The sequence below is a fragment of the Autumnicola aciditolerans genome (assembly GCF_041679265.1).
Taxonomy (GTDB): Bacteria; Bacteroidota; Bacteroidia; order Flavobacteriales; family Flavobacteriaceae; genus Autumnicola.
On sequence record NZ_JBGFSM010000027.1, the window covers coordinates 1 to 15323 of the forward strand.

Annotated in this window: 12 protein-coding genes; 6 read left to right on the top strand and 6 right to left on the bottom strand. The window is 32.5% G+C overall.

All coding sequences use genetic code 11. The annotated features are described in order from the left end of the window. Positions 1–191: 191 nt before the first annotated feature. The 5 genes from AB8M93_RS17840 to AB8M93_RS17860 all read right to left on the bottom strand — a co-directional run bounded on the left by AB8M93_RS17840 (position 192) and on the right by AB8M93_RS17860 (position 7137). A complete protein-coding gene (locus AB8M93_RS17840; RefSeq protein WP_373060203.1) occupies positions 192–2663 on the bottom strand; it encodes a TonB-dependent receptor domain-containing protein in 2472 nt (823 codons plus the stop codon). A 493-nt stretch (positions 2664–3156) separates the two neighbouring features. Next, positions 3157–3840, bottom strand: coding sequence for a response regulator (locus AB8M93_RS17845; protein ID WP_373060205.1), 684 nt, complete (start codon positions 3838–3840; stop codon positions 3157–3159). Further along, positions 3830–5827, bottom strand: coding sequence for a tetratricopeptide repeat-containing sensor histidine kinase (locus AB8M93_RS17850; protein WP_373060207.1), 1998 nt, complete (start codon positions 5825–5827; stop codon positions 3830–3832). Before AB8M93_RS17850 ends, AB8M93_RS17845 begins: the two co-directional genes overlap by 11 nt. Positions 5828–5890: 63 nt before the next feature. After that, positions 5891–6052 carry a hypothetical protein gene (locus AB8M93_RS17855; protein WP_311533295.1) on the bottom strand — a complete coding sequence of 54 codons (162 nt, stop codon included), beginning with the start codon at positions 6050–6052 and terminating at the stop codon, positions 5891–5893. 287 nt (positions 6053–6339) lie between these two features. Continuing rightward, positions 6340–7137 carry a LytR/AlgR family response regulator transcription factor gene (locus AB8M93_RS17860; protein WP_311533296.1) on the bottom strand — a complete coding sequence of 266 codons (798 nt, stop codon included), beginning with the start codon at positions 7135–7137 and terminating at the stop codon, positions 6340–6342. Positions 7138–7289: 152 nt separating this feature from the next. Here AB8M93_RS17860 and AB8M93_RS17865 point away from each other — a divergent pair, with 152 nt between their 5' ends. Both AB8M93_RS17865 and AB8M93_RS17870 read left to right on the top strand, forming a co-directional pair. After that, positions 7290–8870, top strand: coding sequence for a hypothetical protein (locus AB8M93_RS17865; protein WP_311533297.1), 1581 nt, complete (start codon positions 7290–7292; stop codon positions 8868–8870). A 1-nt stretch (position 8871) separates the two neighbouring features. Beyond that, positions 8872–9318 (top strand): hypothetical protein, encoded by a 447-nt coding sequence (locus AB8M93_RS17870; RefSeq protein ID WP_311533298.1) that lies wholly within the window; start codon positions 8872–8874, stop codon positions 9316–9318. Positions 9319–9839: 521 nt separating this feature from the next. Here AB8M93_RS17870 and AB8M93_RS17875 read toward each other — a convergent pair. Next, positions 9840–10688, bottom strand: a complete 849-nt coding sequence (locus tag AB8M93_RS17875; protein ID WP_373060209.1) for a M57 family metalloprotease — start codon at positions 10686–10688, stop codon at positions 9840–9842. 388 nt (positions 10689–11076) lie between these two features. Between AB8M93_RS17875 and AB8M93_RS17880 the strand changes: the two genes are divergently transcribed. From AB8M93_RS17880 to AB8M93_RS17895, 4 genes are all read left to right on the top strand, one after another. Further along, positions 11077–11253 (top strand): hypothetical protein, encoded by a 177-nt coding sequence (locus tag AB8M93_RS17880; RefSeq protein WP_311533300.1) that lies wholly within the window; start codon positions 11077–11079, stop codon positions 11251–11253. A gap of 27 nt (positions 11254–11280) precedes the next feature. Further along, entirely contained in the window at positions 11281–12120 is an 840-nt protein-coding gene (locus AB8M93_RS17885) for a GLPGLI family protein (RefSeq protein WP_311533301.1), read from the top strand. Next, complete coding sequence (locus AB8M93_RS17890) at positions 12117–14768, top strand: carboxypeptidase-like regulatory domain-containing protein (RefSeq protein WP_373060211.1); 2652 nt, start codon at positions 12117–12119, stop codon at positions 14766–14768. The genes AB8M93_RS17885 and AB8M93_RS17890 overlap by 4 nt, the downstream gene beginning before the upstream one ends. A gap of 130 nt (positions 14769–14898) precedes the next feature. Beyond that, positions 14899–15216 (top strand): hypothetical protein, encoded by a 318-nt coding sequence (locus tag AB8M93_RS17895; RefSeq protein ID WP_311533303.1) that lies wholly within the window; start codon positions 14899–14901, stop codon positions 15214–15216. Positions 15217–15323: the final 107 nt, after the last annotated feature.

Genomic DNA, 15323 nt, shown 5'->3' on the forward strand with positions numbered 1-15323 from the left:
ATGAAGAAAGGGTTCGACTTTAAGTAATAAAGCCAAACCCCTTTATTTAAAACTTACACACTTTACGGGATAGTGTCGCTAAATTGAAGTTTACTGAATTTTTTATTCATGACTATAAATTTAAAATTGGTCTCTACTCTTTAAAGGATTTTCGAGTTTCTCCTCAACGCGCGTTTGTCTTTATTTTATTATTAATTTGCTCTTGATTTCTCATTGAACTGAATATTCTTTTTATTGCCATTTACTTTGTTGTTCCCAAATGAATAACTTAAACTAATGACCAGCCTTCTACGATCAAAGTAGCTAGTAAATTCCGATCTATATCCTGAATTATAGGAATAGCCATTACTTTCAAATGTTTTAAAAAGATCAGTTATAACTGCACTAGCGGTGAGCTTTTTATTTAGGAAAGATGCTTTTACTCCCGGTGAAAAGTTTAGTTGACTTTCTATATTTATATTTGCATATACGTAAGGAAGATCATGCCAGTAATTCAATAGTAAAAACCAGGTTTCATCTGTATTTAAGGTTATAGTGTTGTATAGCGAATAGGAAAACGAATTAACATTTAGTCCTTCTGCCTCCTGAATAATCGGTTCCGTAGCAGTATATGTTCCTGTAGCACTAAAAGAGATCTCCCATGCATTAAAATAGCGGTCATTATAATTAATTTGTAAGCCGAGTTTGTTTTCATCAAAGCTATTTTCTATAACATTAGTATAAATCCCATTATTTAGACGAGCTATATTTGAAATGCCATTTTTGCTATTTTGATAATACAAACTTGAACTGAGCTTATTTCTAAACGTGTATGTAAACTCCAGATTGTCACTAAAGGTTGGCCGTAATGTTGGGGTTCCTGTAAAATATGTATATGGATTTGTATACCACCTAAAGGGGTTTAAAGACTGGAAACTAGGACGGTCAATTCTTTTCGAATAACTTAGTGTAAAAGAATTCTCCATCGATGGTTGATATTGAACATAAGCGGTTGGAAATAATCTACCATAGGAATTACTAATAATATCATTATTCTGTTCAGGCGATGTTCCAATCAACGTAGTATACTCATATCTCAAACCTGATTTAGCCGACCATTGATCATTAAAATCTTTCTGCCAACTTATGTAAGCCGCATAATTTTTTTCATTATAATCAAATGCATTACTTTTCTCTGGGTCAATTACATAATTTGAATTAATGACATTGTAATAACCGACATTAGAATTGTTTTCAAATGAAGTATATTTTATTCCACTTTCCACTGTTCCAAATTGATACGGAAGTGTGATATCCGCTTGGCCTGAATAAATATTATAATCTAAATAACTACTATTACGAACAATAGATGCATTCTCCCCATTATCACTAATTGTTTCGAAATCATTAACTTTATCAGGACTGTTTCTCAAGTAATTTCCAGTAATATTAATTCTCTTTCCAGTAGTATCTAATTGTATATCATAATAAGCATTTAAGGTATGAGTTGAAGTTTCCCAGCGTTGCTGTTGAAAAGTACTGAGAATGGAATCTATAGCACCGTGAGATTCATACCTACTTATACCACTAGCATCAATAGCCTGATTTCTATTATTGAAATCATATATAACACCAATATTTTGATTTTTATTTATTTTAAGGTCGAAACTGTAATTAAGACCTAAAGTTTCGGAGTTATCTTTGCGCACCTCACTCGTATAGATACTGTTATTTTCCCCTATCAAGTTACGCGATCCAACTGGTTTAACAGAATATTCATTTTGCCGGAGTTTTAAAGAAGAACTAATGCTATTCGATTGATAATTGATCGTTGCTCCAGAACCAAAACCATCATATGATGTTTTCTGATAAGAACTATTCAAATTCCCATTCCAGCCAAGGTTTTGATTCTTTTTTAAAATGATATTGATAATTCCGCTATTACCTTGGGCACTATATCTCGATGGAGGTGTAGTAATCACTTCTATACTTGCTATATTATCGGAACGCAGAGATTGAAGATAACTAGTCAACTCATTGCCCGAAAGATGAAGTATTCTATCGTTTATCATCAGGATAATATTTCCTTTACCAACGATAGAGACATTTTCGTTTTGAATTCTTATTAATGGCGTATTGCTCAATGCATCCAATGCACTCATTCCTTGTGACGCTATCGAATTTTCAACATTAAATACTAAACGATCTACTTCTCTCTCAATTAAAGGTTTCTTACCTTTAATTGTTACCTCATTTAATAAGTTTGGATCATCATTTAAATTTATTTTTCCCAAATTGATATCTTTTGTCACTTCAATCGTATCATTCCATTTTTTATATCCAATAAAACTTATTTGAAGAATATAATTCCCTGGTGATGTTTGGATAAAATACTCTCCATCATCATTCGTAATCTCTCCCCCAATTAATTGATTATCTGCGTCAAATAACACTACGTTTGCAAAACTTATTGGCTTATCATTTGTATCATAAACCTCCCCGGAAATTTGTATTTGCGAAAAGGTTAGTAATGGGAAAAGCATAATTAAAGTGGGTATTAAATTTTTGATTCTCATTCTTGATTTAAATGTTAATCTAAAATTAAACTCTTCTAATGACATTTGGGTTTGGAAATACCACATGATTATTGTGGGAAAACCACATTTCTTTGCATTTTTAGACATAATTAGGTGAATTTGTTAGTTTCTCTGTAAACTAAGGACAACTAAGACGCTTTTTTGTTACACCATCAAAACGAATGTGCCAAGTAAAACAAATACTGCGTATGCATAAGCATAGTAGGAAAAAAGTCCATTGCCAAGACCTATCGAAAGGTTATTAGAAATGTACGGGCAGGAACGCTCGCCATAGAAGCCTTGCCACATTTTGAGAAACCGATACTGGAAGGGAGACACAGCCACTTGGTAATCCGGCCTACAAAAACTAGCGTTAAGAGCATCTTAAGACGCAGCTTGAATACTACAGCAAAAAACTTAAAATAAGAAGGTGTTACTCAGCACTGCACTAGGAGAGTAAAAAATGTGTAATCTCCATTCTTATAGCTATGGCCAGTTCTGCTGACACCTCCAGCAATACGTATTTATTTAACGGAAAGGCATCCATTGCCCAGAATAAGGTGGAATGAATTATAGGTGTTTTATGAATAAGCAGCTAAGTTTATATATAACCACTCTCTCTCGCTTTCTCTAATAATGCTTTATTTCCTTCACCACTTACTCCAAAAATTTCTTTCAACTTTTTCTTTCTATCTTCTACAGCACGTAAAGATAAATTTACAAATTTGGTAAGATCTTTAGTTTTGGTGCCTAATGAGAGCTGGTAAAGCATTATCCTATCGGTTTCGTCTATAGAAAACTGGTGAGCAACTTCAGAACGGAGTAATTTAGAAATTTTTTGCCCATAGTATGGTGGTGCAGTGATGACTTTTTCCAGGCATCTTGATAATTCCTTAGAAGTGGTCTCGCCCTTCAAAAGAAAGCCATCAGGATTAATATTCGATAATATATTGTGAAGTCGGAACGAATCTTCCAAAACAGTTAATATTACAACTTTAATTTTGGGAAATTGTGTTTTAATTTTCACTCCTAAATCTTCGCCAGAAAGTATTATACTATTTTCCTGGACAGGAAAATTTATATCGAGAAAAACAATGTGGTAGTTCTTATTTTTAATTTTCCCCCAAGCGATATCACAATTGTCAGCCGTATCAATTGAAAGTTCTACGTTATCTAATTCTAACTGGGATAAAACATTCTTGTATCCCTCTAAAATCATATGGTGATCATCAATCAATAAAATATTTATCCTGTTTAACTCTTCCATATTTTTTCTATTTCTCATTTTTTATATTTATTGTAACCTTAATGAGAGTACCTTGCGGGCCCGATTTTATTGAAAAATGTCCATCAATATTGCGGCTACGATCTTTCATGTTTTTTAAACCAATACCTGTTGTGGATTCATCGCTATTAAATCCTACTCCATTATCCCGAATATGAAGAATTATTTTCTTCTTGTTTTTTCGAATTTCAATTTTTGCTTTAGTGGCTTTTGAATGTCTATGGATATTGTTAATGGCTTCCTGAATAATTCTGTATATATTAATTTTGATATCATTTCCTATATCTTCCCAGAAAATGGAATTTTCCATCTGCAGTTGAAAATCTACTCCCTGATGTTGATTTTTTATAAGTTCTTCTAATACAGTTTTAAAATCGACATCAACTATAGAATTTTTGTTGAGTTTATGAGAGATCAACCTGATTTCTTCCGCTATTTTTTGTATTTCTTCAATATAATGAAATCTTTTTTTCTTACTCTCGACTTCATCTCGCTCATTTAAAGAATCTAAACTTAACCTTATTCCAAAAAGCTTTCCTAAAATTCCATCGTGTAATTCTCTTGAAATATGTTGCTTTTCTTTTTCCCGGCCTTCTTCAAAATACTTTTGTTGTGCCAATATTAAATTATAAATTTCCTGATTGGCACTTTCCTTTTGTCTTATAAGCTTATTCTTTGATCTTTGATCTTTAATGATGTATAATAATATAAAAATCAGTAGTATTCCTAAGGTCATTAAGGAGATGCGAAATATTCGCTGATTTAGTCTTTCAGTTTCAGAAATATATTCATTTGTTTCAAAGTTTATTCTTGCGAATTTGTTTCTTACAGCTCTTTCATGCTTTTGAAGACTATCGCTAATATTTAAAACTTTTCTTGTGTAAAATAAAGAGCTATCTTTTTTTACGTGAGAAAGAAAAATCAATGAATTAATTAAATCTCTGGTATTGCTGGTTTGCATGCTCAATTCTTTCGCTCGAGAGGCGTAATTAATAGCAGAAATGGTATCAGAATTTTTAATAAAATATTCGGCAAGGTGAAGCTGATTTATAACTATTCCAGGTATGAAGCGGTGCTTCTTGCGTATTTGAAGAGATTTTTGTAGTTGTTCCAGTATTTCCTTTTTTTCTCCCGCTCTTAATCGGTTATAAGCCTGATTGTCCAATAACATAGCGTAAAGTTCTGGATCAACATTGGCTAAATCCTTTCTGTAATTTAAGGCTTTATTATAATAGTCATTTGCTTTATCAAATTGCTTTTTGTTGTGCAAGACCACTCCAATATTATTCCAAATGGAAGGAAATTTATCTGCTCTTTCGGATTTTTCTAAATAATTTTGAGCTTCTTCATAATAATTTAATGCTTTATCAAATTCCTCTAACTCATTAAAGACAATTCCTAAATTATTGTAGGCGCTGTAAAGTTGTTTGTTCTTGTGTAAGGGCTTTAGCAAAGTGATAGCATTGGTTGTAGTTACTTCACTACCGGTGTAATCTTTTATATTTTTTTGAATCATCGCCATATTTAGCAGTAATCTACCCGAATTGAATTCATTGCCGACAAGAGCATATAGTTTTTGGGCGTTATTATAATAAAAATATGCACTATCTTCTATATTAGTTGTATGGTAGTAATTGCCGAGATCCCAATATGCCATGGCTAAGCTTAGAGAGTCATTTGAGTCAGCAGAAAGTTTTCTTACTTTTTTATTTATGGTTAAAAAAGCTACAGAGTCTCTTAGTTTTAAAAATTGGTAAGAAATTTCTAATAAGTTTTTATTCCTTATATCATCTTCTTGTTCGTTGGCTAAATTATAAGCATCTTGTAGAATTTCCTGCTTTTCTTGAAGTTTGAGGCTGGATTTAGACACTTGATCCAATTTCTGATTTATCAATTTAGAGTAATCATTCTTTGAAGATGAATAATCTTTGTTACAAGAAATTAGAACTAATAATTCCAGTAAGAGAAGTAATTTAGCTATCTTCAAATTATACAGATTTAATAATAGCAAACCTATCCAAAAAGGATTAGGTTTGCTATTTCATTGGTTTTAATCTTCATGTGGGTTCTCTACTTCATAATCCTGGTCTCCTGTATCAGCTGAAATGTTTTTATGAATTGAGGTTGTAGTTTCTGGTAACTCCTCGGGTTCACAGGAATAAGCAACAAGGACTATAAGAGTTAAACTTAATAAATTTTTAAAAGTTTTCATGTCATATTAGGTTAAATTAAACAATAGTGTAGAGGCCCGAAGGCCATAAAATGGCTCAGTGTTTAATCATGCATGATTGAGTTGGACATGAAAGTCCAATTCTTAAGAAGCTTCTCTCTTAAACCGTGTTAAAAGTATCTTAAGGAGATGAAGAAAACCTTTTCTTTTTGTTCCATTTAGTAGTGTGCCAGTTTCTATTAGGTAATGACGAATATTTATTAGTTACTGAAGATTTCTCTCAGCTCATAAAATGTCTTTTAGAAGTTTTTGAGGAATATCTAATGGTTCTAATTGAATGAAATTGCCTTCTGTTCCAATAGTTCTTCTAATGAATGAAGATTATGTCGGTAAGACTTAGAAAAAGGTAAACTAACTTTATTTTGATTTAAATAACATTTTAATTTACCAAAATTGATTCTGGAGATATAGTGTTTGTTTACGATATAACTATGGTGGATCCTTAAAAAATTATCAGGCAAAACCATTTCAAAAGATTTAAGGGTTTTAAAGGCACTCACTTTTTTATCATTCCGTAATATGAAGTCTGTTGCATTATTGTCTGCCTGCAAAAATAATATTTCATCGACGGATAGGAGGGTGTAATCCTTATACGATTTTAAACATAAGGTATTGTCTAAAAATGGTTTTTGCTCTTTTACCAGTTGCAAAATAATTTTACGAATTTCCAGTTCTTTCCCTGGTTTAAGAATATAATCGTAAAACTTGTTTTTTAATGCCATATATGCTTTAGATGTGTCAATTGACAAGGCTACATATAGTGGTTTTTTTTGAATATAGGTGTCAATTTCGCTGCAGTAAGAAAAGACATCACTATACTTTCTATCGGGGTTTGCATCAATATCTATAAAAACAATATCCGGACTATTTTTTAAAATAGCATTCATTCCTTCTTCGTAATCATCGTTGACACCTGAGCAATAAAATTCTGGAAACTCTTCAAATATTTCACAAAGATTACAAGAGGTACAGCTATCATTATTCAGTATGTAGTAGGATTTCAGCAAGTTATAATTTTGATCAAAATTATAGAAGAACTCACAGCTTCCTGATTGGTTTTCCCACATGATTTATGTGGTAATACCACGAAAATTCTGGAAATAAAACGTGGTTTTCCCGTATTTCATTTGTGGGAAAAGTGTATCCTTTTCTTAGTTTTTTATAATAATTTTTATCTAATAATAATTTCTGAACATATCAGATATTTAAATCTCTCAAAATGAAAAAAAACTATTTCCTGTTGTTGGTGGTTATTGCATTTTATGCTTGTTCAAAAGAAGAGTATAATTCAGTTGAAGATGAAAAATTAGTTCCAGAATATTCTGTAGAAAATGTAATGTTCAAAAACAAAAAAATGCCCTCTTCATTAAAAAATATTTTTTCTAAAATTGAAGAAGGGAGGAATGAGATTTTTAATGATAGTATTTTGTATCTTGAAGAATATGATGTTGAGGTGGTATTAACTTCTTCTTTTAATGTTTCGAAAGGCAGCTATGATTCATATACTTTTCCTACTATTCAAAGATTAGACGAGCCAATTAAAAACTTATTATTTTCTAAAAATAAAAATGGTGATTATGATGCATATTTAGTTGAATATGGGTATTCAAAGAATGATCTCACTGAACTAGATTTTGAAGAAATTCCCAAGAAATTTAAAATAACTCCTCTTCAGCTAGATTTAACTGCTCTCACTAAACAACCTATTTCATATTTTTTCTGTACATATGAATATTTTTGGACTCCAGATCAAGGGCAACTTGTAGGAGTAGGTAATACAGAGTTAGGAAGATGGGTTTTAATTGCCAGGCAGTGTTTTACTATTACTTATGAAAATAATGGTACGGTTGGCTTTACGATAGATTACGAGGAAGGTACAGCAAATTACTCTACAGGTTCTATAGGAGTTGCAACTATCCCTATGGATCCGGTTATAACTCCATTTGATGATGAAGAAATGGCAAGAATGGAATATGTTGCAGGGATACTCGGTTTAAATAATGTTCAAAAAAGTTGGTTTAAAACACACGTGCAATCTTTGGCGGTAGTAAATTTTTTGGAAGAAAATGCGTTTTCCGCAGAAGCCGTTGCCTTTGGGAAGAAAGCTACATTAGCTCTTATTCACGGAGATTATGTTGATTTTTCATATCAAGTAATATTAAGTGAGTCTTTTAAAAATAACAGTTGTCTTAATGGAGTTTATCAAGACATGGGAAATGCTTCAGCATTTAATACCTATCTTAACAATTTTGACGGAGATATGTCTGTGGCGAATTTAACTTTTGATTCTTCACCAACTTTACCTGTTAACATCAATGCAGAAACAAGTGCTCCTGAAAATTATATGATAACAATAACATTTAATGAGAATAATCTAACTAGACCTCGATTATCTGTGGCGCGAACATTGATACATGAAATTATACATGCTGAAATGTTTAGGAAACTTCTTTCTGTATGGCAACACCCAAGTCTTGATGGAATTACTTATACAGATATAGTAGCAATGAAGGAAGACTATCCAGGTTTAGTTGATTACTACACCAGGTGGAAAAATAATGTTCCTCAAGGAATGGATGCTACAAGTGCTCAACATCAAGCTATGGCTCAACATTACCGCAATGTGATAATCAATAGCTTAAAAGAATTTGATGATTCATATTCTGATGATGTATACGAAGCTCTGTCGTGGGTGGGGTTGAAAAATTCTATTGCTTGGAATAACTTATCTCAAGCACAAAAAAATAGTATAAATAGTACCTTATATAATTTTGAAAATAATAATCAAAATTGTCAGTGAAATGATTGGAAAAATTTTTTTTATGTGCACTGTGACTATCTTTTTTATTTCAAAAAGCTGGTCACAGGATAACGGTAAACTTTGCGTTTGTTTTGATCAATCGAAGTATATGGATGTACGGCTGCGATCTGATTCTACATATACTGATTTTAAAGTAGTTAAAGAAGGATTTGAATCTAAAATAAAAAGAGCTCGAACTACGGAGAAATCAAAAAATAATTTTCTTGAAGCAGATCCGGAATTTTATCTGCACTTTTATTCTGTTGAGAAGCCAGATGTAATAGAATCCGTAGTTGGTTTATGCCAAGAATTAGTAGAGTTAAATAAATTCAGAAAAAGTAACTATAAAAAACCTTCAAATACTTTTAGTAATACCTTTATTTTTTTGAAAAAGTTGCCTGGCGATCGCTATTTAAAATGGGAGGTTATGTTGGAACCAGAAGAATAATCTAATTTATACTGTTTCGGTAGTGATATGAAGAAGATTTCTTACTTTCCCACATATTTTTCTAGGGTTAGTAATGTCATTCAACAACATCAGGATAGCAATGACATCCATGGACCTCAAGTTCCATCTTGAGCAACTACAATCTTATCTTACGCCCACTTTACGATTTCTTTACTGCTGATGCCAATCACGATGCTTAAAAACAAAAAAAAGCACGGGATAAAAGAGAAATTTACCTGAAAACAGGTAATGTCAAAAGAAAAAATTAACAGCTGATGTGGAGCTGGCTCTTGTTCAAACCAAATTCAACCTTATTTTAGAATTTGCATGGGGTTGGTTTAATAATGTGGAAAATTTTGGTATGGATTAATGACTTTGTTTACAATAGAACCAAACACTTCTTTTTTCGTTTCAAAATGCCATCTAGAAAATCGTTTCATGTCACCTTAGAGGAAAAAATAGAAAAACCGTCTTATTTTACAAAAGTGAGACGGCTTCTCCTTTTTATTACCATTAACTTATTAATACAGATAATTTAAAGCTACTTCATCATAGTAGCCAAAATTGCCATCTTCATTTGCACTAAAGCATGCAAGCATTATAGAATTGGAATCATACCCTGTAGGCGTGCCCGGAATGTGCACTGCGCCATCAGAACCTGCAGATTCCCCTGACTGGCCACAACTCTGCCTGCTATACCAGTCAGTATGTCTTAATCCAACGGAATGACCAATTTCATGGGTTAATACATGTTCATTAGTGGCTGTGCTATATCCTTCCATTCCAGAGAATATCTGCACGTATTTATATGGATTTCCGTTTTCAGGGAAACCGGCTACACCTCCTGCTTCACCATTAGAATTTTGATAAACTACAATATCATATGGTTGATAATTGGTGCCAAAAGTCAATGTAAAGTTAATTCCTATACTGAGAGAATTGTAGTTATTTATTGCTCTTTGTAAGGCAGATTTTTGCTTGGCAGTTAAGCCCTGGCTGGAATTTGCAGTAAAACCAATAACATTAATAGTCCTGGGGCTGCTGATCAAATTATAGGTTCTGTATTGCTTGCTTGTAATATCCTTTGCACTCATTTTCTTTAATTGTGAAGTATTCATAAGGATATCTCCTTCAAGAAGTATAGCCTCTTCAGTAGAACCATCCGGTAATAAAAAATCTGTAACCTGTGCTCCTTTGTAATTGAAGTGCAACCTGTTGATGTTATCTAAAGTTTCTTTGGATAATTTTTCTTCCTGGGAGGAAATTGCATTTACAGGTGATTCAGTGGCTATAATCTCGTCTTCCTTTTGGCATGAAGTAAATACAACTGCTGTTGTCAAAATTGATAGTAAAAGTTTTTGTCGTTTCATAAGTAGGTTTTTAAGTTAATAACCATAAAACTATCCTTTAAAAAGTTATTCAAAGAATTTTTATCCACATAAAAATTGCGGTTTTCCCGCAGCTTTGTTGTCGTAGTAGGTGAAGTGGCACCCTTGCAGAAACCTAATTGTCCTTTTTATTAGGAAAAAAACGTGGTTTTACCACAGAATTTCCGTGGTTTTTGAATAGAATGGGGAGATTGCTAAAATCTATATTTACGCCAGTTACGAATAAAGGTAATCGCATATTATTCCTTTCTTTTTCTTAAGAAAGTTGAAAAATAATCACTTTTATTCATGACTATCACAATACACGCGTGTACAAGGAGTTACTCGAAAATCCTAAAAAGAGTAGAGGTTAAATCCAAATTAATTTTTTATGAAAAAAGTGTTAATTTTAGCAGCTATTGGAATATTTTCTTTCCCTTCCTTTGCAGGAAGTAAAATAGTTAAAAATGCTTCTAATTTAAAAGAGGCTGATTTTGCAGTTTATTGTGATGGTGTTTATGCTGGACAAGCCAGTACCGTTCAAGAAGCACTAGATATGTGCAATTAGTAATCTACATTCTTAAATAAGTGCAGCATGTTAAAAGCCATGTTGCACTTTATTTTTATTAGTTATAACTTTTTAATTATGAAACAATTTTGCATTTTGTTGTTCTTCAGCCTAATGAATTTTACGCTTCAGGCTCAAAAAGGTATTGCTTATTATGGCCAGATAAAAAGTCCTGGTATGAGAAGTGCCTCTGGTCCAGATTTAAACGCTTATCTAGTTTTTAATCAGGAACATTCTTATTACGTGACCGCAAAAGACTCATTAGAAAAAGACTTATATGATAATCAATCTATTTTTAAAGGCAATAATGAACAACAAGTAGCTTATAATGGAGGAAAAACCACCAGATATGGGCAACAGGTTTACTATAATAGGGACAAGGATAGTTTGTGGTGGAGCCAACGCTTTCGTGGCAATATATATATAGCGGAGGAAAGACCGATAATCGAATGGAAATTACAATCTGAAACAAAAGAAATTGGAAATTTCAAAGCACATAAAGCTATTGGGAATTTTAGAGGACGTACTTATACCGCATGGTACACTTTGCAAATTCCTCTTCCATATGGCCCCTGGAAGCTGCAAGGATTGCCGGGATTAATCTTAGAAGCCTATGACCAAAAGAAAGAAATGTACCTGTATTTTAAAAATGTGGAATACCCGACTACGAATGAAGCTCCTATTTCTCAAGTAAGAAGGCCAGGCGGAGACCCTGATGGCTGGCAAACAATCCAGGATTTTGAAAAAATGGAGCGAAAGAGCCTGGTTAAAGCTTATAATAGCATGGTTCTAAGGGCGGAAAAAAAAGGAACTGAAAAACCAAAAAAACCTGTTTTTCAAGAAATATATATAGAATCTTTTGAATGAGAAGATTGCCATGGGCATGCCTGTCTTTTTTTCTTTTTATAATGAATATGAATGGACAGACTGCTATTCAAGGTTTTGTTCAGGATCAGGGTGGAAGTCCAATCGAAAAAGCTAGTGTGATTGTCTATAATTCGAGCCAGAGTATCCTTACTTATAGCTATACGGATGAAGAAGGAGGATTTTTGCTGACAATAAAAGATGAGGATATTAATAATAATCTTCTTATCGTTGCCGCTAACAGTTTAGGTTTTCAAGAACAACAGGATAGCTTGCAGCTCGTGCAGGGTAAAAATGATTATTCGGTGATCTTTACATTATCAGAAAAAGCAGAACAACTAAAAGAAGTGGTTCTGGAATCTACCAAAAAAATTTCCGCCAATGGAAATATAACTACTATACAAGCAGGAGCTTTTACAAATAATACAGAACACACTGTTGAAGATGTACTAAAAAAATTGCCTGGAATTGAAGTTCTGGATGATGGAGCCATTAAAGCACATGGAAAATTTATAAATAAATTATTGATCGACGGAGAGGACCTTTTTGCTAATGATTACCAGATTTTATCCAGAAACCTGGATGCAAAAACATTAGATGAAATACAAATTATTGATAAGTTTGAAGATAATCCTGTGCTGGCGAAAGTATTAGATTCTGATAAAGTTGCATTAAACCTAAATCTCAAGGAAAAATTTAAGAATATTTGGTTTGGGAATGTTACCGCAGGATTAGGAACGGAAGAACGAGTAAAAGCAGCTGCTAATATTGGGCTTTTACGAAAACAAATTAAGTTTTTCTATTTCGGAGATTATAATAATCTGGGCAACAAAGCCTCTGATCAACTCACAGGCTCACCCTCTTCGGTCAATATCACTTCAGCTTACCAGGAGCAGGAAATTGAACCCGAAATAAATCCTGTATTTTCCATTCCGATGAATGAAAATAATTTTTTTCGGGAAGGCCAAAGTACTTTTAATAAAGCCCTTTTGAATTCTCTTGGATTCGTTACTAAGCTTACACAAAATATTGAGTTACGTGGTACGGGCTCTTTTACAAATGATATTCAAAATCAACTTTTTTCTTCGGAAACTTTTTTCAATGTTCAGGAAGATCCGGTGATTTTTTATGAGAACAGCGACAGCCATCATACTAACACTATAGGTTCGGGAGAATTAGAAATTAAATATACCGGAGGAGAAAAATCATATTTGAAAAATTTATTTGTTTACCAAAATCAACCGGAAGAGTATAATAATAATTTGCTATTCAATAATATTGACATAGCTCAAAATTTAGTCAAGAAAGAATCTTCTTTTTACAACCATTTTAATTATAGCTATGTATTAAGCAAAAACAACGTATGGCATAATTACATCTATTTTGGACAGAACGAAGTCGAGCAGAATGCTGTTATTCGATCTCCTGTTTTGAACTCTCTATTTTCTTCACCTGAAGACTCCAGAATTGATCATTCTTCTGATGACAAACTTAACGTCTTTGGGTTTACTTCTAATCTCTTCTCCAAGTTTGGGGAATTTGAACATAGATTGGAAGTAGGTTATGAGTCTCTAGCGGAGGATCGCAGGAACAATTTTATCCTTAATACTCAGGAAAATACTCTAGAAGTAGACAGTTTGAGAAACGATCTACAATTTGAACGGCAGAGATTGAACCTGAATACACGGTTAAACTATTCCTTTTCCGATAAAGTAGAATTGGCAATTGGATTTTCATTGGATCATTTAAAAATAAAAAATGGCAGGGATAATAAGGAAGAATGGTTTTTTAATCCTGAGGTAGATCTAGATTTACGAAAAATGAAAATAGGCCGATTTCAATTCAGTTATGAAAACACCTGTAATTTCCCAGAATCAATTTTTTTCCTAGAAAATTATCAATTAAAAAATTATAGATCTGTCGTACAAGGTACTGAAAAGATTTATCTGCCAAAAAGAGACGTGTACGGTTTTTCATATAAATGGGCTAACGAATTGGAATCCCAGGCGTTTACCTTACGTCTTAAATATGATGATACCAACGGAAGATATTCGACGGCCAATCAAATAAGCCAAGACTTTATTTTATCTTCTTACCGTTTCGTCAATGCAGGAGATAGAATTTCGGGGAACATTGATTTCACCTCTTATTTTGCAAAACTTAAGCTTTCCACTAATCTCAGAACCACACAAAATTGGTTTGCAATGCCACTAAAGGCTAATTCGGCGGATTTTAGCATCTTAAAAAACTATTCGGCCTCTTATCTCTTTTCAGGAACGACCTACTTTGATTTGCCTGTAAATTTTGGTTTTAAAATAAACTTAAGCCACAGTAAATCCCAATTCAACGGTGTAATGTCAAAAACTTACCAGAATAATGCAGCAGTAGAAATTAATTATGAGGTATCCAATGAATGGTTCGCTTCTTTAAATAATGATCTATATCAAATGGAGAATAATAGGAGCTACTTTTTAGGTTCCACAATTAGCTACCAACCAAAAGAATCTAATTTTTCCTATAGGCTAAAAATGAATAACCTCACAGGGGAAAATGAATTCAGCACTATTTTCATCGATGATTATGCAATGTATAAGTCTAGTGTAAAACTTCTTCCTAGGTTTTTTCTATTTACACTAAAATATAGATTTTAGAAAGATGAAGAACAAAAAAGAAGAAGGAGGAGTGGTTAGAAAATTAAGCTATATTTCAGCACATGGATATTACAGGGGTTGGAGCATATCAAATTTTGAATTTTCTAATTGAATATCTGACTAAATAAAAATGTTAAAGAAAATTGTAGCACATATTTCTACTTTTATAATATTGATTTTTCTTACTATTTATTTTTTATTAGCGACAATCAATTCAGCTGTTAGCAAAAAATACGAAGTTTTTAATCCTTCAGAAACCTATTATTACTCCACGTTAAAAACTCAAGCTGAGAAAACTGATTATATTAATAAAGTTGAGCACAATAATTTTGTAATCAAAGGAAAAGTATATATCTACTTTATTTTAACCATTTTAAGCTTCCTTGCTGGATTTGTAATTCTATATCATAGAAATAGAACCTCAAGAAGAAAAAATATCATTAATTAATGTTTATTCAAACGCACAGTTTACAACAACGGTAACCGTTGCACAAGCCATTAATTTTCAAAAACCCAGATTAAAATAAGCTACTTTAAGCGGTTTTTCTTGTAGAG